Source organism: Paraburkholderia aromaticivorans (assembly GCF_002278075.1).
In the GTDB taxonomy this organism is placed as follows: domain Bacteria; phylum Pseudomonadota; class Gammaproteobacteria; order Burkholderiales; family Burkholderiaceae; genus Paraburkholderia; species Paraburkholderia aromaticivorans.
In genome coordinates this window covers 1,649,920-1,675,732 of sequence record NZ_CP022989.1, presented here as the reverse complement: position 1 = coordinate 1,675,732, position 25,813 = coordinate 1,649,920, and the positions used below count along the sequence as shown (strand labels likewise).

Sequence of the window (25,813 nt, the reverse complement as noted above, 5' to 3'; positions counted from 1 at the left end):
CTCACAGCGCGCCGCCTTCGGCATTACACGATCTTGCCGTGGCACTGCTTGTACTTCTTGCCGCTGCCGCACGGGCACGGGTCGTTACGGCCGACCTTCGGCACGTTGTCCGCGCTCAGGTTCGCTGCAACCGGCTGCGACGAACCGTGGCTCATCGCATCGCCGATCATGGCAGCGGTGGCCGCTTCCGCGGCAACCGGCGCCGCCGCTGCGGCTTCGGCAAATTCGGCGTGACGGAACTCGACGTTTTCGAGGTGGCTGCCCTGCTCTTCCAGCTGTTCGGCGGCCTGTTCCAGCTGTTCCGGCGACTGGATCTGCACGTTCATCACCACGCGGGTGACTTCGAGCTTCACGGCGTCGAGCATCGCGGCGAACAGTTCGAACGCCTCGCGCTTGTATTCCTGTTTCGGGTTCTTCTGCGCATAGCCGCGCAGATGGATGCCCTGACGCAGATGGTCGAGCGCGGCCAGATGTTCGCGCCAGCTACGATCCAGCGTTTGCAGCATGATCGAGCGTTCGAACGCGCTGAACGACTCGCGGCCGACCAGTTCGACCTTCGCTTCGTACGCTTCGTCCGCAGCGGCTTCAACCGCTTCGAGAATCTCGTCCGCGCTGATCGAGTTCGACTCGTTGATCATTTCCTGGATCGCGAGATCCAGCTGCCATTCGTTGCGCAGCACTTCCTCCAGCTCGGGCACGTCCCACTGCTCTTCGATGCTGCCTGCCGGCACGAACTGATGGACGATATCGGCGATCACGCTCTGGCGCATCGCACCGATGGTCTCGGTAATGTCGTTCGCTTCGAGCAATTCATTGCGCTGCTGGTAAATCACCTTGCGCTGATCGTTCGACACGTCGTCGTATTCGAGCAATTGCTTGCGAACGTCGAAGTTGCGCGCTTCCACCTTGCGCTGCGCCGATTCGATGGAGCGCGAGACGATGCCTGCCTCGATCGCTTCGCCTTCCGGCATTTTCAGGCGGTCCATGATGGCCCGCACGCGGTCGCCGGCGAAAATGCGCAGCAGCGGATCTTCCAGCGACAGATAGAAGCGCGACGAACCCGGGTCGCCCTGACGGCCGGCACGGCCGCGCAACTGGTTGTCGATCCGGCGCGACTCGTGGCGCTCGGTGCCGATAATGTGCAGACCGCCCGCGGCCTTCACCTGATCGTGCAGCGCTTGCCATTCGTCGTGCAGCTTCTGGATACGGCGTTGCTTCTCATCTTCAGCCAGCGTTTCGTCCAGCTCGAGGAACGACGCCTGTTTTTCCGCGTTGCCGCCGAGCACGATGTCCGTACCGCGACCGGCCATGTTGGTGGCGATCGTGATGCGCTTCGGACGGCCGGCTTCGGCGACGATCTCGGCTTCACGCGCGTGCTGCTTGGCGTTCAGCACTTCGTGCGGCAGACCGGCCTGCTTCAGCAGATGCGACAGCAACTCGGAGTTTTCGATCGACGTCGTACCGACCAGCACCGGCTGCCCGCGCTCGTAGCAATCGCGGATGTCGCGGATCACCGCGTCGTAGCGTTCCTTGGCCGTCTTGTAGATCTGATCCTGCTTGTCGATCCGCTTGGGCGGACGGTTGGTCGGAATCACGACCGTCTCGAGACCGTAGATCTCGTTGAATTCGTACGCTTCCGTATCCGCCGTGCCGGTCATGCCGGACAGCTTCGCGTACATACGGAAGTAGTTCTGGAACGTGATCGACGCGAGCGTCTGGTTCTCGCTCTGAATCTTGACGTGCTCCTTCGCCTCGACAGCCTGGTGCAAGCCGTCCGACCAGCGGCGGCCTGACATCAGACGACCGGTGAATTCGTCGACGATCACCACCTCGCCGTTCTGCACCACGTAATGCTGGTCTTTGAAGAACAGCGTGTGCGCGCGCAGCGCGGCGTACACGTGGTGCATCAGCGTGATGTTCTGCGGCGCGTACAGGCTTTCGCCCTCGCCGATCAGGCCCCATTCGGCGAGCAGACGCTCCGCCTTTTCGTGGCCGGATTCCGTCAGGAACACCTGGCGGCCTTTTTCATCCAGCGTGTAGTCGCCCGGCTTTTCGACGCCGGTGCCGTCCGCTTTCTCTTCGCCGATCTGGCGTTCGAGCAGCGGCGGCAGCGCATTCATGCGCACGTAGAGTTCGGTGTGATCTTCGGCCTGGCCGGAGATGATCAGCGGCGTACGGGCTTCGTCGATCAGGATCGAGTCGACCTCGTCGACCACCGCGAAATTCAGGGCTCGCTGCACGCGCGCGTCGGTCTCGTAGACCATGTTGTCGCGCAGGTAGTCGAAGCCGAATTCGTTGTTGGTGCCGTAGGTGATGTCAGCGGCGTAAGCTTCCTGCTTCGCGCCGTGATCCATCTGCGACAGATTGATGCCGACCGACAGACCGAGGAAGTTGTACAGGCGCGCCATCCATTCGGCGTCGCGCTGCGCAAGGTAGTCGTTGACCGTGACCACGTGCACGCCGCGGCCCGACAGCGCATTCAAATAGACCGGCAGCGTGGCGACGAGCGTCTTGCCCTCGCCGGTGCGCATTTCGCCGATCTTGCCGTAGTGCAGAACCATGCCGCCGATCAGCTGCACGTCGAAGTGGCGCATTTTCAGCACCCGCTTGCTGGCCTCACGGCACACCGCGAAGGCTTCCGGCAGGAGCTTGTCGAGCGACTCGCCGCTCGCGACGCGCTGGCGGAATTCACCCGTTTTGGCGCGCAGTTGATCGTCCGTCAATTGCTCGATCTGCGGCTCGAGCGCATTGATCGCCGCGACGGTCTTTTGATATTGCTTGACTAGCCGCTGGTTGCGGCTGCCAAAAATCTTCTGTAGAAAACCGGTGGTCATCGGATCGGTGTCTGCGTCGCGGCTTCGGCTGGGTCGCGCCGTGCGGTTCGTGCACATGCGCTCCGGGGTCGGAAGGGCCTCGGCGGCTTAGTCCAAGAGTGAATTCGAATCGGGCATTTTAGCACGCGCCCCCGCCCGCGCTTGTGTCAGCAACGAGACGGCGGCAGGGCATCCGAAGCCCGCCACAGCGCGCACAGCCTACGCATTGAGGCAGGTCCGCGTGCATCCCGCACGGTACAATCGCGACGTGAACGCGCATAGGGTGCGAACACGCCGTCACCATCGAACATGAGCCGCTTTCCTTCCTTTTCAAGGCCGCCGCCCCAGCAGTTCAAGGCGCGCCGTCCGCAGCCGGTCGCCGAAGTGCTCAACCGCACGGACGCATTCGCGGCCCTGCGCGCGGGCGTCGAGCAGATCGCGGCGTTGGAGAAGGATCTGCGCGCGCTGCTGCCCGACTATCTGGCCACCAGCGTCGAACCCGGCTTTATCAAGGAAGGCGTGCTGGCCCTGTTTGCCGGCCATAACGCGCTGGCGGCACGGCTTCGGCATCTGGAGCCGCGGTTGCTGTCGGATCTGCAGCAGCGGGGCTGGCCGGTCAACGCGCTGCGGATTCGGGTGCGGCCGCAGCCGGTCAAGGAACCGCCGCCGGTCAAACAGGCGCGCATGACGCCGGCCGGCGCGGACGCGCTGCACGCGCTGAGCGAATCGCTGGCGCCGTCGCCGTTGCAAGAAGCCTTGGCGAAAATGGCGGCGAGGCATCGGCGAAATCGCTAGGCAAAAGAAAAGCGGCCCGACTGGGCCACTTACTTTTCGTACACCTGCTTCGGAAATTTCACCCGAAAGCGTTACACCCGAAAGCGTTAGGCAAAAGCCGTCTGGGTTTCGTAGGCAAAACCGCGCGGTGCCTTCTGCGTATCGTCGAAGGTGACGATTTCATACGAATCTTCGTGCGCGAGCAGTTCGCGCAGCAGCGCGTTGTTCAGGCCGTGGCCCGACTTGTACGCGTTGTACGAGGCCAGCAGCGGATGACCGATCACATACAGATCGCCGATCGCGTCGAGCATCTTGTGCTTCACGAACTCGTCGTCGTAGCGCAGGCCGTCGTTGTTCAGAATGCGGTACTCGTCGAGCACGATCGCGTTGTCCATGCTGCCGCCGCGTGCGAGACCCAGTTCGCGCATCATTTCCACTTCATGCGCAAAACCGAAGGTGCGGGCACGCGCGATTTCGCGCACGTACGACGTATTGGCAAAATCCACTTCCAGCGCCTGACCGGTCTTATCCACCGCCGGGTGACGGAAATCGATCGTGAATTTGAGCTTGAAACCGAAATACGGGTCGAGACGCGCGAATTTATCGCCGTCGCGGATTTCGACCGGCTTGGTAACCTTGATGAATTTCTTCGCCGCGTTCTGCTCTTCAATCCCTGCCGATTGAATCAGAAACACGAACGAACCGGCACTACCGTCCATGATGGGAATTTCTTCCGCGGTGACGTCGACATACAGGTTGTCGATGCCAAGACCGGCGCAGGCGGACATCAGATGCTCGATGGTCGAGACGCGCGCGCCGTCTTTCTGCAATACGGAAGCCAGACGCGTATCGCCAATCGCCATCGCCGACGCAGGAATGTCCACCGGCGTGGGCAGATCCACGCGCGAAAACACGATGCCCGTGTCCGGGCCGGCCGGCCGGAGCGTCAGTTCGACTTTACGGCCGGAATGCAGGCCGATGCCGACCGTCTTGACGATTTGCTTGATTGTGCGCTGCTTCAACATGGTGATCTTCTGTTCGATTGAAAATCCCAATCGGGACTTTTTATTCCATAGCGCGAAGTATACTCCAATACCCTAAGGAGCGTCGTTGCGCGGAACGTATCAATCTGTTTCGCTGCGTTACCCTTTGGGCGCCCGTCAGGGAAGCGTGACGGGCCGATGTCCCGGAACGGAGGCGTTTCCGGTCATCGGCCCGCGTAACGGCCTGTCACAAAAGCGTCTTATACACCGTTGCCCTGGCACAACGCGCTCATCGCGCATGTCCACGGCGAAGGCCACGACGCCACCGTGGCTAGCTCAACGTAGCGAGAATACTCCCTGCATCGCTGACTTCGAATTTGCCGGCAGCCTCGACGTTCAACGTCTTGACCACGCCGTCGTCGACCACCATCGCGTAGCGCTGGGAACGGATTCCCATGCCGCGCGCCGACAAATCCTGCTCGAGACCGAGCGCTCGCGTGAAAGCCGCACTGCCGTCCGCCATCATGCGCACCTTGCCCGAGGCGTGCTGATCGCGTCCCCACGCGCCCATTACGAACGCGTCGTTGACGGACACGCACCAGATTTCGTCGATGCCGAGCGCGCGCAACTGCTCGGCATGCTCGACATAACCCGGTACATGTTTGGCTGAACAGGTCGGCGTGAATGCGCCCGGCAATCCGAAGATCACCACGCGCCTGCCCGCCGTCTGCTCGCGCACGTCGAAGCTGTTAGGCCCGATCGTGCAGCCCGCCCGCTCGTCTTCGATCAACTCGAAGAGCGTTGCGTCGGGCAGCTTGTCACCTGCTTGAATCATGCTCAGTCCTTTGCATCGATGCGAAGCACGCTCGCACGTCGTCGTGTCGCAGTGAAAAATCCGACGAGAACCGAACTACACGCTCCGCCGTCCGGCGACAGTCGCCCACTCCGCTTCGCGAATCCGAAGAGGGCAGTCGTCCTTGCCGCGAATCTGACGATACGCGACTTGTTTGCCGTTCACCCGCCACGCTCGTGCATTCGTTCGCCAACGCTGCACTGCTGTCCAACCCGCAGCGCGGCAACGAAAGCCTGCTCGTGCGCTCAGTCCGCCTGCTTGCGCAGGAAAGCCGGAATGTCGTACGTGTCGACGCCCTTTTCCTGCAGCGCCTGCACGTGCGAAGCGGCCGTATCGCGCGAGGTGCGCCACACTGCCGGCGTATCGAGCGCGCCGTAGTCCGCCGTGCTCGCGTGCGACGACTGCGGCGCGTAAGCAGCGTGCGCGTTGATCGGCTGGTTGTCGGTGCCGGTGCGCAGCAGCGTCATCGGTGCCGATTGCTGCTTCTTCGCCGCACGGCCCAGACCCGTTGCCACGACCGTCACGCGCAGCGCGTCGCCCATTGCATCGTCGTACACCGCGCCGAAGATCACGGTTGCGTCTTCTGCGGCATAGCTCTTGATGGTGTTCATCACTTCGCGCGTTTCCGACAGACGCAGCGAACGGCTCGACGTGATGTTCACCAGCACGCCACGCGCGCCCGACAGATCCACACCTTCCAGGAGCGGGCTGGCGACAGCCTGCTCAGCAGCGAGGCGTGCGCGATCGACGCCGGCAACCGTCGCCGTGCCCATCATCGCCTTGCCCTGCTCGCCCATCACCGTCTTCACGTCTTCGAAGTCGACGTTCACCAGACCGTCGACGTTGATGATTTCCGCGATGCCGGCAACTGCGTTGTTCAGAACGTCGTCTGCGCACTGGAAGCACTTGTCCATCTCGGCGTCATCGCCCATCACCTCGAACAGCTTGTCGTTCAGAACGACGATCAGCGAGTCGACGTGATCCTCCAGTTGCTGCGAACCGGCTTCCGCGACGCGCATGCGCTTGCCGCCTTCGAATTCGAACGGCTTGCTGACCACGCCAACGGTCAAGATACCCATTTCCTTGGCGATCTGCGCGACCACGGGTGCTGCGCCCGTGCCCGTGCCGCCGCCCATGCCGGCCGTGATGAAGACCATGTGCGCGCCGCGCAGTGCGTCGGCAATACGCTCACGCGCTTCTTCCGCTGCGGCGCGGCCCATTTCCGGCTTGGCGCCGGCGCCCAGACCCGTGTTACCGAGCTGGATCACCGCGGACGCGCGCGAACGCGACAGCGCCTGCGCGTCCGTGTTCATCACGATGAAGTCGACGCCTTGCACGCCTTTGTTGATCATGTGCTGAACGGCATTGCCGCCAGCGCCACCTACTCCGATCACCTTGATGATGGTGCCGTTCGTTTCGGTTTCCAGCATTTGGAAATCCATGATGCCTCCGTCAAGATAAAAAATTACAGCCACTCGGCCGTTATTCGGCAGGAGATCGGGCAACCCCCTGTCGCGCGCCGGCCGCCGGCACCAGCGCGTATTCCTAAAACCCGTTTGAAACCTGTTCGACAACCCGTTCTGTGCAGCGATACAGCGAATGCGTTAGAAGTTGCCGAGGAACCAGTCCTTCATGCGCGTGAAGACCTGGCCCATGGAGCCCGACTGCACGGCGACCTTGCGGCCGCGCATGCGTTGCGAGCGTCCTTCGACGAGCAGGCCCATCGCCGTCGAGTAGCGCGGATTGCGCACTACGTCAGCGAGACCGCCCGCGTATTCCGGCACGCCGATACGCACCGGCTTCAGGAAAATGTCCTCGCCGAGTTCGACCATGCCGAGCATCATGGACGCGCCGCCGGTCAGCACCACGCCGGAGCTCAGCAGTTCCTCGTAACCCGACTCGCGCACCACCTGCTGCACGAGCGAAAACAGTTCTTCGACGCGCGGCTCGACCACCGCCGCCAGCGCCTGGCGCGACAGCGTGCGCGGGCCGCGCTCGCCGAGTCCCGGCACTTCGATCATTTCGTCCGGATCGGCCAAAGCCTGCTTGGCGATGCCGTAATCCACCTTGATGTCTTCCGCGTCCGGCGTGGGCGTGCGCAACGCCATCGCGATGTCGCTCGTGATCTGGTCGCCGGCGATCGGAATCACCGCGGTATGCCGGATCGCGCCTTCGCTGAAAATCGCGATGTCCGTCGTGCCGCCGCCGATATCGACCAGCACCACGCCGAGTTCTTTTTCGTCTTCCGTCAGCACCGCGAGCGACGACGCCAGCGGTTGCAGAATCAGATCGTTCACTTCGAGCCCGCAGCGGCGCACGCACTTCACGATGTTCTGCGCCGCGCTCACCGCGCCGGTGACGATATGCACCTTCACTTCGAGGCGAATGCCGCTCATGCCGATCGGCTCGCGCACATCTTCCTGCCCGTCGATGATGAATTCCTGCGTCAGGATGTGCAGCACCTGCTGATCGGTCGGGATGTTGATCGCTTTCGCCGTTTCGATCACGCGCGCCACGTCGGTCTGCGTGACTTCCTTCTCCTTGATCGCCACCATGCCGCTCGAATTGAAGCTGCGGATATGGCTACCGGCAATCCCGGTAAATACATTGGTGATCTTGCAGTCGGCCATCAGCTCGGCTTCTTCGAGCGCGCGCTGAATGGACTGCACGGTGGCTTCGATGTTCACCACCACGCCTTTTTTGAGCCCCTTCGATTCGCTCTGGCCGAGGCCGATCACCTCGTAGTGACCTTCGCCCTTCAACTCGGCGACGATGGCCACGACCTTCGACGTCCCGATGTCGAGGGCGACCAGCAGATCTTTATAGTCTTTACTCATAGCGTGCTCATTGCGTGTGATGTCCGTTTACTTCTTGCCCTTGTCGGGTTCGCTGATGAAGCGCATGCCAGCGGCACGAATCGCGAAACCGTTCGGATAGCGCAAGTCCGCATACTCGATATCCTTTCCCCAACGTTGCGTCACCGCGTTCCACGCCGCGGTCAGGCGGCGGCTCCGATCGAGCAGCGTGTCCTGATTGCGTTCGCGCCCAAGTTCCACCTGCGTGCCGTTCGAGAGCTTCACCGTCCACGCGTAGCGCGGCGACAGCGTCACTTCTTCAGGCGTCGCGCCCAACGGCGCAAACCATTTCTGGAAGTCGTGATAACGCGTGACCACCTCTTTGGCCGTGCCGTCCGGACCGTCGAACGCGGGCAGATCCTCTTCGAGCTCGCCCTGATTCGCCGTAAACAACTCGCCGTCGACGCTCACCAGCTGATCGCTGCCCCACGTCCCCAGCGGTTTGTACTCCTCGAGCGTGACAGCCAGCGCATTCGGCCAGACGCGCCGCACGCTCGCATGACGCACCCACGGCATCTGCTCGAAGGCCTGACGCGCGACGTCCAGATCCACCGTAAAAAAGTTGCCCTTCAACCGCCCAACCACACCCGCGCGCACCGTCGGCGAATTGATGTGCTCGGTATCGCCGTCGATCTGGATTTCGTGCAGCGCGAAATTCGGGCGCTGGATCAGCCAGTAACCGCCCGCCGCCAGCAGCACGAGCACCAGCAACACATGCAATGCGTTGGCGGCGAAATTGAGCTGGCGAACGTTGTTCCACATGGTGTTGCTTTCGGGTCGCCCCGGTTAGTCCTTCAGCGTCAGCGCCAACACGCCGACAACCAGTTCCTGATAGCTGATGCCCACCGCGCGCGCCGCCTTCGGCGGCAGCGAGTGATCGGTCATGCCAGGCGCCGTGTTCACTTCGAGGAAATACGGGTTGCCGTCGGCGTCGAGCATGAAATCCGCGCGGCCCCAGTCGGTACAGCCGAGCACGTCGAAGGCACGGCGCGCCAGCACTTTCAGGCGCGCTTCCTCGTCCGACGCCAGACCGCATGGGATCAGGTACTGCGTGTCGTTCGCGATGTACTTCGCGTGATAGTCGTAGAACTCACCGGCCGGCACGATGCGAATCACCGGCAGATCGAGATTGCCGGCGATGCACGCGGTATATTCGCCGCCGCCTTCGATGCTCTTTTCGACCACCACGATCTTGTCGTACTTGACCGCTTCGACGAGCGCGGCGGGCAGCGCGTCGGCGCTCTTCACCTTGATCACCGCGACGCTCGAGCCTTCGCTCGCCGGCTTTACGAAAAGCGGCAAGCCGAGCTTCGCGACAATCTCTTTCGCGCGCGCTTCGTAGTCGTCGCCGCGCAGCACCGCTTCGAACGGCGGCGTCGGAATGCCCAGTTGCTGCCACACGAGCTTGGTGCGGAACTTGTCCAGACCGAGCGCCGAGCCGAGCACGCCGCTGCCCGTGTAACGGATGCCGTAAAAGTCGAGCGCGCCCTGGATCTGGCCGTTCTCGCCGTATCCGCCGTGCAGCGCGTTGAACGCGCGCACAAAGCCTTCTTCCTTCAATGCGGCGAGCGGACGCTCGGCCGGATCGAACGGATGTGCGTCGATACCGGCGTCGCGCAGACCTTGCAGCACGAGGCGGCCGGAATTGAGCGACACCTCGCGCTCGGCGGAATTGCCACCGAGCAGCACTGCCACTTTGCCGAATTGTTTCGGGTCGATACTGCTCATCTCACACCTTCGTTTCCTGAGCGAGGCGACCCGGCACACCGCCGATCGAACCCGCGCCCATCGTGATCACCACATCGCCGTCGCGCACTATCGCTGCGAGCGCGTCCGGCACTTCATCCACCGTATCGACAAACACCGGCTCGACCTTGCCCGCCACCCGCAGCGCACGCGCGAGAGCACGGCCGTCCGCGGCGACGATCGGCGCCTCGCCGGCGGAATAGACTTCGGTCAGCACGAGCGCGTCTACGGTCGACAGCACCTTCACAAAATCCTCGAAACAGTCACGCGTGCGCGTAAAGCGGTGCGGCTGGAACGCCAGCACCAGACGCCGGCCCGGAAATGCGCCGCGCGCCGCCGCCACCGTGGCCGCCATTTCGACCGGGTGATGACCGTAGTCGTCCACCAGCGTGTAGGCGCCCGTCGCTTTGCCTTCGGACACGACCGGCACTTCGCCGTAGCGCTGGAAGCGTCGGCCCACGCCGTTGAAATCCGCCAGCGCTCGCTGGATATCGGCATCTTTCACTTCAAGTTCAGTCGCAATTGCAATCGCGGCCAAAGCGTTCTGCACGTTGTGCTCGCCCGGCAGGTTCAAAACGATGTCGAGCGGCGCGGCATCTTCACGCATGGCGGTGAAATGCATCTTGCCGCCGAGCGCTTCCACATTGACCGCGCGCACCTGCGCATCCGGCGCGAAGCCGTAGCGGATGATCGGCTTCGACACGAACGGCAGGATCTCCTTCACGTTCGGATCGTCGACGCACAACACCGCGATGCCGTAGAACGGCAGACGATGCGTGAATTCGATGAACGCCTGCTTGAGCCGCGCAAAGTCGTGGCCGTAGGTGTCCATGTGATCGGCGTCGATGTTCGTGATGACTTCGATCACCGGGAACAGATTCAGGAACGACGCATCCGACTCGTCGGCTTCCGCGACGATGAAGTCGCCCGTACCGAGCCGCGCATTCGCGCCCGCGCTGATCAGCCGGCCGCCGATCACGAAGGTCGGGTCGAGTCCACCGGCGGCGAGCACGCTCGCCACCAGCGAGGTGGTCGTGGTCTTGCCATGCGTGCCGGCAATCGCGATGCCCTGCTTCAGGCGCATCAGTTCCGCGAGCATCACCGCGCGCGGCACGATCGGAATGCGGCGATGGCGCGCGGCCAGCACCTCCGGATTGTCGCTGCGCACCGCGGTGGAAACGACCACCGCGTTCGCGCCTTCAATGTTCTCCGCCGCGTGACCGATCGCGATCCGCGCGCCGAGTGCGGCGAGGCGATCGGTAATCGCGTTGCTCGACAGATCCGAGCCGCTCACCTGATAGCCGAGGTTGACCAGCACCTCCGCGATGCCGCTCATGCCGACACCGCCGATGCCGACAAAGTGAATATGTTTGACGATGTGTTTCATTGCTTTCCTTCTGGGCTCGCGCCCGAAATCGAACCCGCCACGGTCGCGCAAATCTGCGCGACTTGCTCCGTGGCGTCGGGTTTCGCGAGCGAGCGCGAACGCTCCGCCATTTCCGCGAGGGTCTCCCGCGTCTGGCTGCGCAACCAGTCGGCGAGGGTCTGCGCCGACAGATCGCGTTGCTGCACGACCAGCGCCGCGCCGTGGTCGGCGAGGAACGCTGCATTAGTGGTTTGGTGATCGTCTACTGCATACGGGAACGGCACGAAGAACGCCGCAACGCCTACTGCTGAAATCTCGGACACCGTCATCGCGCCGGAGCGGCAAATCACCAGGTCCGCGTTCGCGTAGGCGCTCGTCATGTCGTCGATGAACGGCACGAGTTCGACGTCGGCGCCCGCTTGCAGACCCGCTGCCGCATAGTTCTCGCGCAGCGCTTCAATGTGCTTCGCGCCCGCCTGATGCACGATGCGCGGCCGTTCGTTCGGCGCCAGCAAAGCCACCGCGCGCGGCACGACTTCATTCAATGCGGCCGCGCCCAGACTGCCGCCCACCACCAGCACATTCAACGGACCGCTGCGCTGCGCGTAGCGTGCTTTGGGTGCAATTGCGCGCGCAAGTTCCGCACGAATCGGATTTCCCGTCCATTCGCCATGCGGCAGCGCATTCGGGAACGCAACCAGCACGCGTTTGGCGACTTTAGCGAGCACCTTGTTCGCCAGACCGGCAATCGAATTCTGTTCATGCAGCACCAGCGGACGGCCGCTCAACGCGGTCATCAAACCGGCCGGAAACGTGATATAGCCGCCCATGCCGAGCACGACGTCCGGCTTCACGCGACGCAGCACGCTCAGGCTTTGCGTGCAGGCACGCAGCAGGTTCAGCGGCAACATCAGCTTGGTTTTCAAACCCTTGCCGCGCAGTCCGCCAAAGCGCACGTATTCCATCGGGATGCCGTGCTTGGGCACCAGCGTCGCTTCCATGCCCGCGGGATTGCCGAGCCATACGACCTTCCAGCCCCACGCCTGCATCAGATGAGCGACCGCGAGCCCCGGGAACACGTGTCCCCCGGTGCCACCGGCCATCACCATCAGCGTGCGTTGCGGCAGAGCGGTCATACCTTCCCTCCGCGCATGAGCACCCGGTTCTCATAATCCACGCGCATCAGCACAGCAACGGCCACGCAGTTCAGCAAAATGCCCGAGCCGCCGTAACTGACGAGCGGCAACGTGAGACCTTTGGTCGGCAGCAAGCCGAGGTTCACGCCCATGTTGATGAAGGTCTGCGCGCCGAACCAGATGCCCACGCCCTTCGCGACGAGACCCGCGAACGTGCGGTCGAGTGCGAGCGCCTGGCGGCCGATCTCGAACGAGCGGCGCACGATCCAGTAAAACATCAGGATCACGACCAGCACGCCGACAAACCCCAGTTCCTCGCCGATCACCGCGAGGATGAAGTCGGTATGCGCTTCCGGCAGATAGTTCAGCTTCTCGACGCTGCCGCCGAGTCCCACGCCGAACCACTCGCCGCGGCCGAACGCGATCAGTGAGTGCGTCAATTGATAAGCCTTGCCCTGGGCGTAACGGTCGTCCCACGGATCGAGGTACGCGAAAATCCGCTCGCGACGCCACGGCGACGCCCACACCAGCAAGCTGAAAGTGCCGACCGCGGTCGCCACCAGACCGCCGAACAGCTTGCCGTTCACGCCGCCGAGAAACAGCAGGCCCATCGCGATCGCCGCGATCACCATGAACGCGCCCATGTCCGGTTCGAGCAGCAGCAACGCGCCGACGAGGCCCACCGCCACCGCCATCGGCAAAAAGCCTTTGGCGAAGCTGTGCATGTATTCCTGTTTGCGCACGGTGTAGTTCGCCGCGTAGATCGTCACCGCGAGCTTCATGATTTCCGACGGCTGCATGTTCGTGATGCCGAGCGGAATCCAGCGGCGCGCGCCGTTCACGCCCTTGCCGACGTGCGGGATCAGCACGATCACCAGCGCGACCAGCGAAATCAGAAATAGCTTGGGCGCGTACTTGTCCCACGTCGCGATCGGAATCCGGAACGACACGATGCCGACCACCGCGCCCATGACCACGAAGATGATCTGGCGCACGAGGAAAGCGTAGTCGCGGTACGACGCGTACTTCGGCGAATCGGGCATGGCGATCGACGCCGAATACACCATCACCACACCGAGACCGAGCAGCGCGACGACCACCCACAGCAGGGAGTGATCGTAGTCGAGCATGCGCGAGCGCAGCGGACGCACGCCGTTGACGGCGCTCGCAAGACCGCTGCCGCCCGTGCGGCCACCGACGCGAGCCCCGCCGCCCGAACCGCCTGCCTCGCCGGCGGCGGCCTGACGTGAACCGAAACGTTCCGACCAGCTCATATCATCGTCCCCCGTTCGGCCGCGATGTCTTCCACCGTGCTGCGGAACACCGCGGCGCGGTGCGCGTAACCCTTGAACATGTCGAAGCTCGCGCAAGCCGGCGACAGCAGCACGGCGTCGCCCGGCTCCGCCAGCGCGGTCGCGGCGCGCGTCGCTTCTTCGAGCGTGGCGTGGTCGGTCATCGCGATGCCCGTGTCTTCCAGCGCGGCGCGGATTTGCGGCGCGTCGCGGCCGATCAGCATCACCGCGCGGCACCAGCGCATGACCGGCGCGGCAAGCGGTTCGAAATCCTGGCCCTTGCCGTCGCCGCCGGCAATCAGCACCACGCGCTGCGCGAGTCCGTCGAGCGCGGCGACCGTCGCGCCAACGTTGGTGCCCTTGCTGTCGTCCACATAGTCGATACCGTCGATCGACGCGATCAATTCCACGCGGTGCGGCTCGCCGCGATATTCGCGCAGGCCGTGCAGCAGCGGCGCGCCCGGCAGGCCGATCGCACGCGCGAGCGCGTAGGCGGCGAGCGCATTGGCGGCGTTGTGCAAACCGCGAATGCGCAACGCGTCGGCGGGCATCAGGCGCTTGAGCGCGATGTTCGGCGGCGTCACCACTTCGTTCTTGCGACGGCGCTTCGGCACCGGCTCGTCGCTCGCGTCGCGGTCATGGGCTTCGACCAGCCAGATCATGCCGTTGTCGCGCAGCAAGCCGTAGTCGCCGTCGTTCTTCGGCTCGGTGACGCCGAACGTGACCATCCCGGCTTCGCTGTCTTCCGAAGGCGCGAGCTTCATGACGCGCGCGTCGTCGCGATTCAGCACGCGCACGGTCTGTGTACCGAAGATACGGCCCTTCGCGGCGGCGTACGCGTCGAGACCGCCGTGCCAGTCGAGGTGATCCTGAGTGATGTTCAGCACGACCGCCGCGTCGGGCGTAAACGTGTGGGCGGTTTCGAGCTGGAAGCTCGAGAGCTCCAGTACCCACACGTCCGGTAGCGCGGTTTTGTCGATCGCTTCCGATAGCTTGTCGAGCAGCGCCGGGCTGATATTGCCCGCTACCGCGACCTTCTTGCCGGCGCGTTCGCACAGCAGACCGGTCAGGCTCGTGGTCGTGGTCTTGCCGTTGGTGCCGGTGATGGCGATCACTTTCGGCGCGTAGCCGCTTTCACCGAGCGTCTTCAGCGCTTGCGAGAAGAATTCGAGTTCGCCCCACACGGGGATGCCCTGCTCGCGCGCCGCCGTGACCAGCGGCAACAGGTCGGCGGCAAGCGGCGACAAGCCCGGGCTGATGGCGACGAGTTCGACGCCTTCGAGCAGCACTGGGGAAAACGGGCCGCCGACGAATGCGGCGTCGATGCCGTGCGCTTCGAGCGCGGACAGGTTCGGCGGGACTTCGCGCGTGTCGGCCACACGCAGCCGACAGCCGTGCCGCGCGCACCAGCGCGCCATGGCGAGACCGGATTCACCCAGTCCCAGCACGAGCACCATCGGCTTTTGCCGATCCCGAAACTTCTCGCCGAACATCGCCTGCTTCCTTAATTACCTGCTGCTTAACGCAGTTTGAGCGTGGACAAACCAAAGAGACACAACATCAACGTGATGATCCAGAAACGCACGACCACCTGCGTTTCCTTCCACCCCGACAACTCGAAATGGTGATGCAGCGGCGCCATCTTGAAGAGACGCCGCCCTTCGCCGAAACGGCGCTTGGTGAATTTGAACCACGTGACCTGCAACATCACGGACAGCGTCTCCGCGACAAAAATGCCGCCCATGATGAACAGCACGATTTCCTGACGCACGATCACCGCGACCGTGCCGAGCGCGCCACCGAGCGCGAGCGCGCCGACGTCGCCCATGAACATCTGCGCCGGGTGCGTGTTGAACCAGAGGAACGCGAGCCCTGCCCCGCCCATTGCCGAACAGAAGATCAGCAATTCGCCCGCGCCGGCGATATGCGGAAACAGCAGGTATTTCGAGTAGACCGAACTGCCCATCACGTAAGCGAACACGCCGAGCGACGCGCCGACCAGCACGACCGGCATGATCACGAGACCGTCGAGACCGTCGGTGAGGTTGACCGCGTTGCTCGCGCCGACGATCACCAGGTACGTCAGCACGATGAAGCCCCACACGCCGAGCGGATAACTGATCGACTTGACGAACGGCAGCATCAGGTCGGCGCGCGCCGGCAAGCCCATCGAAAGGCCGCTCCTCACCCATGCCATGAACAGGTCGAACACGCGCACGTTGCTCGCTTCGGACACACTGAACGCGAGGTACACGGCAGCGAACAGGCCGATCACCGACTGCCAGAAATACTTTTCGCGCGACGACATGCCGCGCGGATCCTTGTAGACCACCTTGCGGTAATCGTCGACCCAGCCGATCACGCCGAAACCGAACGTGACGAGCATCACGATCCAGATGAAGCGGTTGGTCAGGTCGGCCCACAACAGCGTGGCCACGGCAATGCCGAGCAGAATCAGCACGCCGCCCATGGTCGGCGTGCCAGATTTGACGAGGTGAGTTTGCGGGCCGTCTTTACGAACGGCCTGACCGACCTTCATGGCGGTCAGCTTGCGAATCACCGCCGGGCCGCAGACGAGCCCGATCAGCAGCGCGGTGATGGTCGCCATCACCGCGCGGAAAGTCAGATAACTGAACACGCGCAAGAAGCTTGCGTCATTCTGCAGCCATTGCGCCAGCGCCAGTAGCATGCTTCGGTCCTTCTATTTCAATGTGCGGCGGGCGTACTGCCCGCGGCGTTGGGTTGTGGACTCGTTACGGCGTCCACCACGCGCTCCATCTGCATGAAACGCGAGCCTTTCACGAGAAGCGTTGCGGCAGAACCGAAACCGGCCTGCTGCAATTGCGCGACCAGCGTGCCGATATCGGCAACGTGATGCGCGCTCGTGCCATACGCGGTGCAGGCGTCGCGCGAGGCGTCACCCATGGCGTACAGCGCGTCGATACCGCGCTCCCTGGCGTAAGCGCCGATTTCGCGGTGAAACGCCGGACCGTTGTCGCCGACTTCGCCCATGTCGCCCATCACCAGCACGCGAGGCGCGGCGCATGAGGCGAGCACGTCGATCGCGGCGCGCATCGAATCGGGGTTGGCGTTGTAGGTGTCGTCGATCACGGTGGCGCCGGCGAGCGTGCCAAGCACCGCCTGCTTCACCTGCAAGCGGCCTTTCACGGCGCCGAACGATTCGAGACCACGCTTGACGGCGTCGAGCGACACGCCCGCGGCCAACGCCGCCGACGTTGCGGCCAACGCGTTGTGCGCGTTGTGATTGCCGAGCACTTGCAACGTGACTTCGAGCCGGCCTTGCGGCGTGCCGATACTCAAGAGGTTGCCGGCGAACGTGCCGGTGACTGCCGCTTCGGTGGTCCGCTCGGCGGAATTCAGCGCGAAGTCCATGATCCGGTTGCCGGTTGCGGCCACACGCCAGATGCTCGCGTAGGCGTCATCCGCCGGGAACACCGCGACGCCTTCCGGCGAGAGCGCGTGAATCACGCTTGCGTGTTCGAGCGCGACCGCTTCGACCGTGGCCATGAATTCCTGATGCTCGCGCTGCGCGTTGTTCACCACGGCAACCGTCGGCTCCGCGATCTTCGCGAGCAGCGAGGTTTCGCCGGGATGGTTCATGCCGAGTTCGACCACCGCCAGTTGATGCGCGGCGTGCAGACGAAACAGCGTGAGCGGCAAGCCGATGTCGTTGTTGAAGTTGCCCGCCGTGGCAAGACGCGCGTCGGCGCCGACCGCGGCCGCAAAGATCGACGCGATCATTTCCTTGACCGTGGTCTTGCCGTTGCTGCCCGTCACGGCGACGAGCGGCATGCTGTACTGGCGGCGCCAGCCGCGTGCGAGCGCACCGAGACCGACGCGCGTGTCCGTGACTTTGAGCGCCGGCACATGCCACGCTTGCGGCGTGCGCGTGACGAGCACGGCCGTCACGTTGCGCGCGGCCACGTCCGGCAGGAAGTCGTGCGCGTCGAACCGGTCGCCCTTGATCGCGACGAACAGGTCGCCCGGTCCGGCGCTGCGGCTGTCGGTGGAAACGCGCTCGAACGCGACTGTATCGTCGCCGAGCACGGTCGCGCCTGGAATCAGCGCGGCGGCTTCACGCAGCGAGAACATGCTCATTCGCCACCTCCGCGTGCATGCGTCGCGCGCGCGGCCAGCGCAAGGCGAGCGTGATCCTGATCGGAGAAAGCGCGTTTCTTGCCCATGATTTCCTGTGTTGCTTCGTGCCCCTTGCCGGCCAGCACGATGACGTCTTCGCGCGCGGCGCTGCGGATCGCTTGCAGGATCGCGCTTGCGCGGTCCTCGATACGGCGCGCTTTCGACGCGTCCTTCATGCCCGCCGCGATCTGCTCGATGATCGATTGCGGATCCTCGCTGCGCGGATTGTCGCTGGTCACCACCACGCCGTCTGCGAGCTTCTCGGCGATCGCGCCCATTAGTGGACGCTTGGTCGCGTCGCGGTCGCCGCCGCAGCCGAACATGCAGATCAGTTCGCCACCGCGCGCGGCCGCCATCGGGCGCAGCGCTTCCAGAGTCTTTTCCAGCGCGTCCGGCGTGTGCGCGTAATCGATCACGACGAGCGGCTCGTCGTTCTGCAAGCGGCCACCCAGACGCTGCATGCGGCCGTTCACCGATTCGAGCTTCGCCAGTTCGGCCAGCGCGGCCTCGAACGGCACGTCGGCGGCGAGCAACGCGCCCAGCACGCCGAGCAGATTGCTCACATTGAACTCGCCGAGCGTTTGCACTTCGACTTCGGCGTCGCCCCACTCCGAGGTGCTCAGATGGAAGGCAGTGCCCGTGGCGGTGGCGCGCACATTCGAAGCGAGCAGCAATGCATCGGCTTGCGGCGCATCTTGCACCGTGCCGTCGAGCCCGTAGGCGATCGTGCGTGCGTGGCCTTGCGTGCTGGCGAGCAAACGGCGGCCGGCCGCATCGTCGCGGTTGATCACCGCCGCGCGCAGGTCCGGCCAGGCGAAGAGGCGTGCCTTCGCGGCTTCGTAGGCTTCGAACGTGCCGTGATAGTCGAGATGGTCCTGGGTGAGGTTCGTGAACACGGCGATGTCGAACGCCGTGCCGTTCACGCGCCCCTGGTGCAGCGCGTGCGACGACACCTCCATGGCGACCGCCTGCGCGCCGGCGTCGCGCAATTGCGCGAGGCTGCGTTGCAGTTGCGGGGCGTCGGGCGTCGTGAAGCCGGTGTGCACGAGGTGGCCAGGCAGACCCGTGCCGAGCGTGCCGATGATCGCGCAACGCGTGCCGAGCGCGGTCAACGCCGCCGAGACCCACTGGCTGCACGAGGTCTTGCCGTTCGTGCCGGTGACGCCGACCGTCAGCATGCTGTCGCTCGGGTTGTCGTACCAGCCGCTCGCGATCGAACCCGCGAGTTCGTTCAACGCCGGCACGGCGAGCGTGTTGGACGGATCGATCGCGCCGCTGAAGCCCTCGGGCTGAACCAGCACGGCGGAGGCACCCCGTTCGATCGCACCCTCGATGAACGCGCGGTTGTCCGCGCCGTCCACGGCGTAGGCGAAAAACGCGTCGCCCACCGCCAGCGAACGCGTGTCGGCGTGCAGATGCTCGCCTGGCTGCACGTGCGCGTGCAGCCAGGCGAGAGCGTCGGCGATTTGCCGCTGCGCGGGATGCTTCTGACGCAGCAAGCTCATCGCACGACTCCCGGGTGGCTTTTCGCGTTCGCGGAAATCGTCATCTTTTTAGCGCCGGCGCTGGTGGAGAGTTTCTTGGCCGTGGCAGGCGTGGCGGGCGCGCCCGGCGCGGCCGGGGCGGAGTCGTCGGACACCACCATTTGCTTGACCGGCATGTCCGGCGGCACATTCAACGAACGCAACGTATCGCCGACGATGCCCGAGAACACCGGACCCGACACCTGGCCGCCGAAGTGGCTGCCCGCCGTCGGTTCGTCGACCGAAACGGCCACGACGATGCGCGGATTCGGCATCGGCGCCATGCCGACGAACGACGCGCGATATTTGGAGTGGTCGTAGCCGTGCGCGCCGTGCTTGTACGCCGTACCGCTCTTGCCGCCGACACGATAGCCCGGCACCGCCGCATCCGGCGACGTGCCGCCCGGCGCCGTGACGGTTTCGAGCATCGCGCGCACTTCGCGCGCGGTGGTGGGCGCAAAGATTTGCGGGCCGGTAGCCGGCTGATCGCCAGGCGTGCGGAAGATCGACACCGGCATGATCTCGCCGTCATGCGCGATCGCGGTGTAAGCGCGGCCCAACTGGAACAGCGACACCGACAGACCATAGCCGTACGACATGGTCGCCTGTTCGATGCGGCGCCAGTTCTTCCACGGACGCAGACGGCCTGCCGCCGCGCCCGGGAAGCCGACCTTCGGCGCCTGGCCGAGACCGATGCTGGTGTACATGTTCCACATCTCTTCGGGCTTGAGCTGCATGGCGATCTTCGTCGCGCCGATGTTGCTCGACTTCTGGATCACGCCGCCCACCGTCAGCACGCCGAACGCGCTGTCGTCGGTAATCGGCGCACCGTCGAGCACGAACCGGCCCGGCCCCGTATCTACCAGTGTAGTCGGCGTGACGCGGTGCAGATCGAGCGCAAGCGAGACCGTGAACGGCTTCATGATCGAGCCGGGCTCGAACGTGTCGGTCAGGATGCGATTGCGCAGCTGGTCGCCGGTCAGGTGGGAACGGTCGTTCGGGTTGTACGTGGGGTAATTGACGAGCGCCAGCACCTCGCCGGTACGCACGTCGATCACCATCGCCGCGCCGGCCTTCGCCTTGAATTTTTCGACGGCTGCCTTCAGGTTCGTATAAGCGATGTATTGAATCTTGCTGTCGATCGAGAGATCCACGTCCTTGCCGTTGTGCGGCACCACCTGCTCGTCCACGTCCTCGATGATGTGGCCCATGCGGTCCTTGATCACGCGGCGGCTGCCCGACACGCCGGCGAGCAGCTTCTGATCGCCGAGTTCGACGCCTTCCTGGCCTTCGTCTTCCACATTGGTGAAGCCGATCAGGTGGGCCGTGATCTCGCCTTCCGGATAGAAGCGCTTGTACTCGGCGCGCGCGTAAATGCCGGGAATCTCCAGCGCGGTGACTTTTTCCGCGATGTCCACCGGCACCTGGCGTTTCACGTAGACGAAGGTTTTGTCCTCCGACAACTTGGTGCGCAGTTCCTTGTTCGTCATGCCCAGCAACTTGCCGAGCGAAGTCAGCTTGTCGGCGCCGAGGTCGTCCGGCACCGATTCAGGGATGGCCCAGATCGCCCGCACCGGAAGACTCGTGGCCAGCACGAGACCGTTGCGGTCGAGAATCTTGCCGCGCGTGGCCGGCAATTCGAGCCGGCGCTGATAGCGGATTTCACCCTGCTTCTGATAGAACGCGTTGCCCGGGCCCTGGATCCAGAACGCGCGCGCCGTGAGCGCGACGAACGCCATGAACAGCATGAACACGACGAGCTTGGAGCGCCACATCGGCAGACGCACCGACAGGATCGGATTGGCCGAGAAAGCCACGCTCTTGCGAGCCGACGATTTTTTCATCGCACGCCTCCGCGACGGGTCGCCGCCGGCGCCGAGGCCGGGCCGGACGTCGGGATCGGCGCATCTTCAGCCTTTGCCGCGCCCGGATCGAGCGTGAGGTACTGGGTGCGGCCGGTCGTAACCGATTGCATCTTCAGGGAATCAGTGGCGATCTGCTCGATGCGCGACGTTTTCGACAGCGCGCTCTGCTGATATTGAAGTTGTGAATAGTCCTGCTGCAGCTGGCGCTCCTGCGATTGAGCGCGCTGCAACTGGATAAAGATCTGACGCTGCTGATTGGTAGCGTTGACGACAGACAAGGCGCAGCCCATCACGATAATCAGCAGGAAGATATTGAGGCGGTTCATGGCGCGATCCGCTCCGCCACACGCATCACGGCAGAACGGGCGCGCGGGTTCGCGGCGACTTCAGCGTCGCTCGCGAACACACGGCCGATGATCTTGAGCGGGGGGCTCGGCAGATCGACTGCGCGAATCGGCAGACGGCGATCCACCGCAGGCGTACTGGCGTGCGCCTGCATGAATCGCTTGACGATCCGGTCCTCGAGCGAATGAAAGCTGATGACCACCAGCCGCCCCCCTTGCTCCAGCAGCGACAACGCCGCTTCTAAAACGACTTGCAGCTCCGCAAGCTCTTGATTGATGTGAATCCGTATAGCTTGAAAGGTGCGGGTTGCCGGATCCTTGCCCTTCTCACGGGTTTTGACGACGTTAGCCACGATTTGGGCAAGCTCGCCCGTGCTGACGAGAGGCCCAAGACGGTCGGACTCTGCCCGGCGAGCAACAAGCGCCTTTGCAATCTGAAAAGCAAACCGTTCTTCCCCATAATCTCGTATCACCTCCGTCAATTCCTGCACCGTGGCCCGCGCCAGCCAGTCAGCTGCCGATTCGCCGCGCGTCGGGTCCATCCGCATGTCGAGCGGGCCGTCGGCGCGGAAGCTAAAGCCCCGCTCCGGATCGTCGACTTGCGGCGACGACACGCCCAGATCCAATAAAACGCCCGACACCCGTCCTACGCCGCGCTCCGCCATCGCGGTGCGCAGAGAAGCAAAACTCTCATGCACGATGCCAAAGCGCGGATCCGTGATCTGCTGAGCCGTGGCGATGGCAAGCGGATCTTTGTCGAAAGCGATCAGACGCCCCGACTCACCCAGCTTCTCCAACACCAGCCGACTGTGACCACCGCGCCCGAACGTGCCGTCCACATAGATGCCGTCCGCGCGTGTGACCAGCGCTTGAACCGCTTCTTCCAGCAGCACCGTGCGATGCTGCAATTCATTTCCCATCGCAGGTGCCATATATGTAAACCGCGATCAGAACGTGAAATCTTTCAAGGCGTCGGGCATGCCCTCTGCCATTGCCGCCTGTTCTTTCGCGGCGTAAGTCTGTGCGTCCCATAACTCGAAGTGACGACCCATGCCGAGCAGGGTCACTTCTTTTTCCAGCCCGCCGGCCGTGCGCAATTCCGGCGATACGAGCACGCGCCCTGCGCCGTCCATATCAACGTCCATTGCGTTACCGAGAAAAATGCGCTTCCACCAGGTCGCGTTCATGGGCAGCTTGTCGACCTTGTCGCGAAAGATTTCCCACTCCGGGCGCGGAAAGAGCAACAGGCAGCCGTCCGGGTGCTTGGTGATCGTCACCCGGCCCTCTGCCTGTGTTTGCAGCGCATCCCGATAACGAGAGGGAATAGACATCCGCCCTTTCGCATCGAGCGTCAGCGCCGACGCCCCTTGGAACACTTCGCTCTCCCCTGTCGACCGGCTTTGGCGCTTCAGCGCTTACCCGGTCCTATGCAGTTCGCTGCGCCCGACCGGAGTCGGCGCTTTCAGCGCTGAATGCCGGCCCACGCAACCTGATTGCTCTCGCGGCGCGTTGCGGCGCCGGCTGCCCGATTCGTGAAAATCTACCCGAAACTGCTTGCGAGATCACACAAAAATACACTTTCTCACACTGTCTCCCACTTTAGAGGAACGCTAAACAGGGGTCAAGGGAGATGCGTGCTTTTCCGGCGAATTTTTGTTGCTAGAACAAGGACTTAGCGCGACTCCTTCATGTCAGACATAAAACGGAAAACCGTTATAAATGAATGAGCTAGTGCAACTTGTGAAGGTGATACGTGAAAAGTGCGGGGGAAAGGCGCGGAATGAAAGAGATCGTCAAGCGGGATCGGGATGTGCCGGATGGGGTCTGCGGGTACTTCAGGCGGACGGCGCGCGATGCGCCGTTCCACTTTCAGGCGGTACGTACTTGGAAGTCTCGAACTTATATGTAATAGGCAGTGCGAGTCATGACTTTCGACACGGCGCGCATCAACGCGCGGACGGGGAACGGCAGTTCGACCCCGCCGGCCTCCGTCGCGGCCTTGCCGTGTTCCACCTCGTCCACGCGCATCTGCTCGACGATGGCGCGCGACTCGCGGTCGGCTGCCGGCAATTGGTCCAGATGGCTGTCGAGATGCTGTTCGACCTGCCGCTCGGTTTCGGCCATGAAGCCGAGGCTGACGCGGTCACCCATGCGCCCTGCCGCGAGGCCGATCGCCAGCGCGCCGACATACCACACCGGGTTCAACAGGCTGGGACGCGAGTCGAGCGCCTGGAGGCGCCTCGCCGTCCACGCGAGATGATCCTCCTCTTCGATCGCAGCGCGATTGAACACGGCGCGCAACGAAGGCGACTTGGTGGCGAGTTTCTGAGCCTGATACAGCGCCTGGGCGCACACCTCGCCGACATGGTTCACGCGCATCAATCCAGCCGAGTGGGCCCGCTCTGCCGGCGAGAGTTCGGGCACTGCTGCCGTCACCGGAGATTCTTGCGGAACGGGCAACGGACGACTCATCCGCGACACGCCGGTCATTGAGCGTAAACCCCGATCAAACTCGCTAATCAACTCGTCCAGAAACATTCGATGCTCCCTCATTCAACAACCGCCTCACCGATCCGCCCGGCCCGCGCCACAAGGCTTTACAGCGCAAAACCGGCCTCGCTAAAACGTTCAAACCGGGTGAATCGGGCGGCCAACTTCTGATTTTAGACCATGTTGCGTAAACGAAACAGGAGCGTTCCTACCCCGCTCCTTTTTCTTTGTCCCATGTAGGCCTTTTGTTACATTACGTGCAACTTCTCGCGAAGTTGGACAAGCAAGGCCTCAACGCTAGATAAATATTCCGCCTTGTACAAAAGATTCGTAATCCTTGGAGATCATTCGATGAAAAAGTCGCTTCTCGCTCTCGCAGCACTGGGCGCATTCGCAGGCGTCGCACATGCTCAGAGCAGCGTGACCTTGTACGGTATCATTGACGAAGGCTTCAACATCAACACCAACTCGGGTGGCAAGCACCTGTACAACCTGTCCAGCGGCGTTATGCAAGGCTCGCGTTTCGGCCTGCGTGGCACTGAAGATCTGGGCGGCGGTCTGAAGGCCATCTTCGTGTTGGAAAACGGCTTTGACGTGAACAACGGCAAGCTGGGTCAAGGCGGCCTGATGTTCGGCCGTCAAGCTTACGTCGGCCTGTCGAGCCAATTCGGCACGGTCACGCTGGGTCGTCAGTACGACTCCGTCGTCGACTACGTTGGTCCGCTGGAAGCCGGCGACCAGTGGGGCGGCTACATCGCTGCTCACCCGGGCGACATCGACAACTTCAACAACGCGTACCGCACCAACAACACGGTCAAGTACACCAGCGTTGATTACGGCGGCCTGAAGTTCGGCGGCACGTACAGCTTCGGCGGCGTTGCCGGCAACGTCACGTCGAACCAGATCTGGTCGTTGGGCGCTGGCTACAACAACGGTCCCCTCGTGTTGGGCGTTGGCTATTTGAACGCACGTAGCCCGGCAGCTTCGGGTGGCCTGTTCAACAACGGCGGTACGGCTGCAGCACCGGCCGCAGCTGTGACCTCGCCGGTCTACGCTGGCTTCGCGTCGGCTAACACGTACCAGGTGATCGGTGCAGGCGGCGCATACACGTTCGGCGCAGCAACGGTTGGCGTGACGTACTCGAACATCCGCTTCGGCAACCTGGGCGCTTCGTTCGCATCGCCGTTCAAGGGCCAGTCGGCTACGTTCAACAACGCAGAACTGAACTTCAAGTATCAGTTGACCCCGGCATTGCTGGTCGGTGCAGCGTATGACTACACGCGCGGCGCGGAAATCAACGGCAACTCGCGTGCTCAGTACCACCAAGGCTCGCTTGGCGTGGACTACTTCCTGTCCAAGCGCACGGACGTGTACGTGATCGGCGTGTATCAACACGCTCTGGGCGACACGATCAACGCAGCGGGCGCTACGGTCAACGCAACGGCAGGCATCAACGGCCTGTCGGGTTCGTCGAACCAAAACCAACTCGCAGCTCGCGTTGGTATCCGCCACAAGTTCTAATAAGTCGTAATAAAGCAGTTTGCCTCAAAGGCGCCTTCGGGCGCCTTTTTTTATGGTTGGCCGCGTATCGCCCTTCGGCCTGGCTGGCGTCGCA

General features: G+C 63.4%; 21 protein-coding genes. 2 read left to right on the top strand and 19 right to left on the bottom strand.

The window, feature by feature from the left end; all coding sequences use genetic code 11:
- Positions 1–23: 23 nt before the first annotated feature.
- A complete protein-coding gene (secA, locus tag CJU94_RS07660; RefSeq protein ID WP_095420254.1) occupies positions 24–2,834 on the bottom strand; it encodes a preprotein translocase subunit SecA in 2,811 nt (936 codons plus the stop codon).
- A gap of 288 nt (positions 2,835–3,122) precedes the next feature.
- On the opposite strand from secA, the gene CJU94_RS07655 reads away from it, so the two are divergent.
- Positions 3,123–3,608: a DciA family protein gene (locus tag CJU94_RS07655; protein ID WP_095418174.1), complete on the top strand. Its 486-nt coding sequence runs from the start codon at positions 3,123–3,125 to the stop codon at positions 3,606–3,608.
- Positions 3,609–3,694: 86 nt separating this feature from the next.
- Here CJU94_RS07655 and lpxC read toward each other — a convergent pair whose 3' ends face one another.
- From lpxC to coq7, 18 genes are all read right to left on the bottom strand, one after another.
- Positions 3,695–4,612: a UDP-3-O-acyl-N-acetylglucosamine deacetylase gene (gene lpxC / locus CJU94_RS07650; RefSeq protein WP_095420253.1), complete on the bottom strand. Its 918-nt coding sequence runs from the start codon at positions 4,610–4,612 to the stop codon at positions 3,695–3,697.
- Between the two features lie 289 nt (positions 4,613–4,901).
- Entirely contained in the window at positions 4,902–5,405 is a 504-nt protein-coding gene (locus tag CJU94_RS07645; protein ID WP_095418173.1) for a peroxiredoxin, read from the bottom strand.
- A 263-nt stretch (positions 5,406–5,668) separates the two neighbouring features.
- The gene (gene ftsZ / locus CJU94_RS07640) at positions 5,669–6,865 is read right to left on the bottom strand and encodes a cell division protein FtsZ (RefSeq protein WP_095418172.1); all 1,197 of its coding nucleotides are present in this window, start codon (positions 6,863–6,865) and stop codon (positions 5,669–5,671) included.
- A gap of 162 nt (positions 6,866–7,027) precedes the next feature.
- Positions 7,028–8,260: a cell division protein FtsA gene (gene ftsA, locus CJU94_RS07635; RefSeq protein ID WP_007180311.1), complete on the bottom strand. Its 1,233-nt coding sequence runs from the start codon at positions 8,258–8,260 to the stop codon at positions 7,028–7,030.
- 27 nt (positions 8,261–8,287) lie between these two features.
- Entirely contained in the window at positions 8,288–9,040 is a 753-nt protein-coding gene (locus CJU94_RS07630; RefSeq protein WP_095418171.1) for a cell division protein FtsQ/DivIB, read from the bottom strand.
- A gap of 24 nt (positions 9,041–9,064) precedes the next feature.
- Entirely contained in the window at positions 9,065–10,006 is a 942-nt protein-coding gene (locus CJU94_RS07625) for a D-alanine--D-alanine ligase (protein WP_095418170.1), read from the bottom strand.
- Between the two features lies 1 nt (position 10,007).
- Positions 10,008–11,411 carry a UDP-N-acetylmuramate--L-alanine ligase gene (gene murC / locus CJU94_RS07620; protein ID WP_095418169.1) on the bottom strand — a complete coding sequence of 468 codons (1,404 nt, stop codon included), beginning with the start codon at positions 11,409–11,411 and terminating at the stop codon, positions 10,008–10,010.
- Positions 11,408–12,526: an undecaprenyldiphospho-muramoylpentapeptide beta-N-acetylglucosaminyltransferase gene (gene murG / locus CJU94_RS07615; RefSeq protein ID WP_095418168.1), complete on the bottom strand. Its 1,119-nt coding sequence runs from the start codon at positions 12,524–12,526 to the stop codon at positions 11,408–11,410. The genes murC and murG overlap by 4 nt, the downstream gene beginning before the upstream one ends.
- Entirely contained in the window at positions 12,523–13,800 is a 1,278-nt protein-coding gene (gene ftsW, locus CJU94_RS07610; RefSeq protein WP_095418167.1) for a putative lipid II flippase FtsW, read from the bottom strand. The genes murG and ftsW overlap by 4 nt, the downstream gene beginning before the upstream one ends.
- Complete coding sequence (gene murD, locus CJU94_RS07605) at positions 13,797–15,311, bottom strand: UDP-N-acetylmuramoyl-L-alanine--D-glutamate ligase (protein WP_095418166.1); 1,515 nt, start codon at positions 15,309–15,311, stop codon at positions 13,797–13,799. Before murD ends, ftsW begins: the two co-directional genes overlap by 4 nt.
- 26 nt (positions 15,312–15,337) lie before the next feature.
- Positions 15,338–16,507, bottom strand: a complete 1,170-nt coding sequence (gene mraY, locus CJU94_RS07600; RefSeq protein WP_095418165.1) for a phospho-N-acetylmuramoyl-pentapeptide-transferase — start codon at positions 16,505–16,507, stop codon at positions 15,338–15,340.
- Between the two features lie 17 nt (positions 16,508–16,524).
- Positions 16,525–17,937 (bottom strand): UDP-N-acetylmuramoyl-tripeptide--D-alanyl-D-alanine ligase, encoded by a 1,413-nt coding sequence (locus tag CJU94_RS07595; RefSeq protein WP_095418164.1) that lies wholly within the window; start codon positions 17,935–17,937, stop codon positions 16,525–16,527.
- A complete protein-coding gene (locus CJU94_RS07590) occupies positions 17,934–19,481 on the bottom strand; it encodes a UDP-N-acetylmuramoyl-L-alanyl-D-glutamate--2,6-diaminopimelate ligase (RefSeq protein ID WP_095418163.1) in 1,548 nt (515 codons plus the stop codon). The genes CJU94_RS07595 and CJU94_RS07590 overlap by 4 nt, the downstream gene beginning before the upstream one ends.
- Positions 19,478–21,343, bottom strand: coding sequence for a peptidoglycan D,D-transpeptidase FtsI family protein (locus CJU94_RS07585; RefSeq protein ID WP_095418162.1), 1,866 nt, complete (start codon positions 21,341–21,343; stop codon positions 19,478–19,480). The genes CJU94_RS07590 and CJU94_RS07585 overlap by 4 nt, the downstream gene beginning before the upstream one ends.
- Positions 21,340–21,690 carry a cell division protein FtsL gene (gene ftsL, locus CJU94_RS07580; protein WP_095418161.1) on the bottom strand — a complete coding sequence of 117 codons (351 nt, stop codon included), beginning with the start codon at positions 21,688–21,690 and terminating at the stop codon, positions 21,340–21,342. The genes CJU94_RS07585 and ftsL overlap by 4 nt, the downstream gene beginning before the upstream one ends.
- On the bottom strand, positions 21,687–22,640 hold the full coding sequence (gene rsmH / locus CJU94_RS07575; RefSeq protein WP_095418160.1) for a 16S rRNA (cytosine(1402)-N(4))-methyltransferase RsmH: 954 nt from the start codon (positions 22,638–22,640) through the stop codon (positions 21,687–21,689). The genes ftsL and rsmH overlap by 4 nt, the downstream gene beginning before the upstream one ends.
- A gap of 15 nt (positions 22,641–22,655) precedes the next feature.
- On the bottom strand, positions 22,656–23,084 hold the full coding sequence (mraZ, locus tag CJU94_RS07570) for a division/cell wall cluster transcriptional repressor MraZ (RefSeq protein ID WP_091798777.1): 429 nt from the start codon (positions 23,082–23,084) through the stop codon (positions 22,656–22,658).
- A 523-nt stretch (positions 23,085–23,607) separates the two neighbouring features.
- The gene (coq7, locus tag CJU94_RS07565; RefSeq protein ID WP_095418159.1) at positions 23,608–24,246 is read right to left on the bottom strand and encodes a 2-polyprenyl-3-methyl-6-methoxy-1,4-benzoquinone monooxygenase; all 639 of its coding nucleotides are present in this window, start codon (positions 24,244–24,246) and stop codon (positions 23,608–23,610) included.
- A 303-nt stretch (positions 24,247–24,549) separates the two neighbouring features.
- Here coq7 and CJU94_RS07560 point away from each other — a divergent pair, with 303 nt between their 5' ends.
- The gene (locus tag CJU94_RS07560; RefSeq protein WP_095418158.1) at positions 24,550–25,719 is read left to right on the top strand and encodes a porin; all 1,170 of its coding nucleotides are present in this window, start codon (positions 24,550–24,552) and stop codon (positions 25,717–25,719) included.
- The last annotated feature ends 94 nt before the right edge of the window (positions 25,720–25,813 follow it).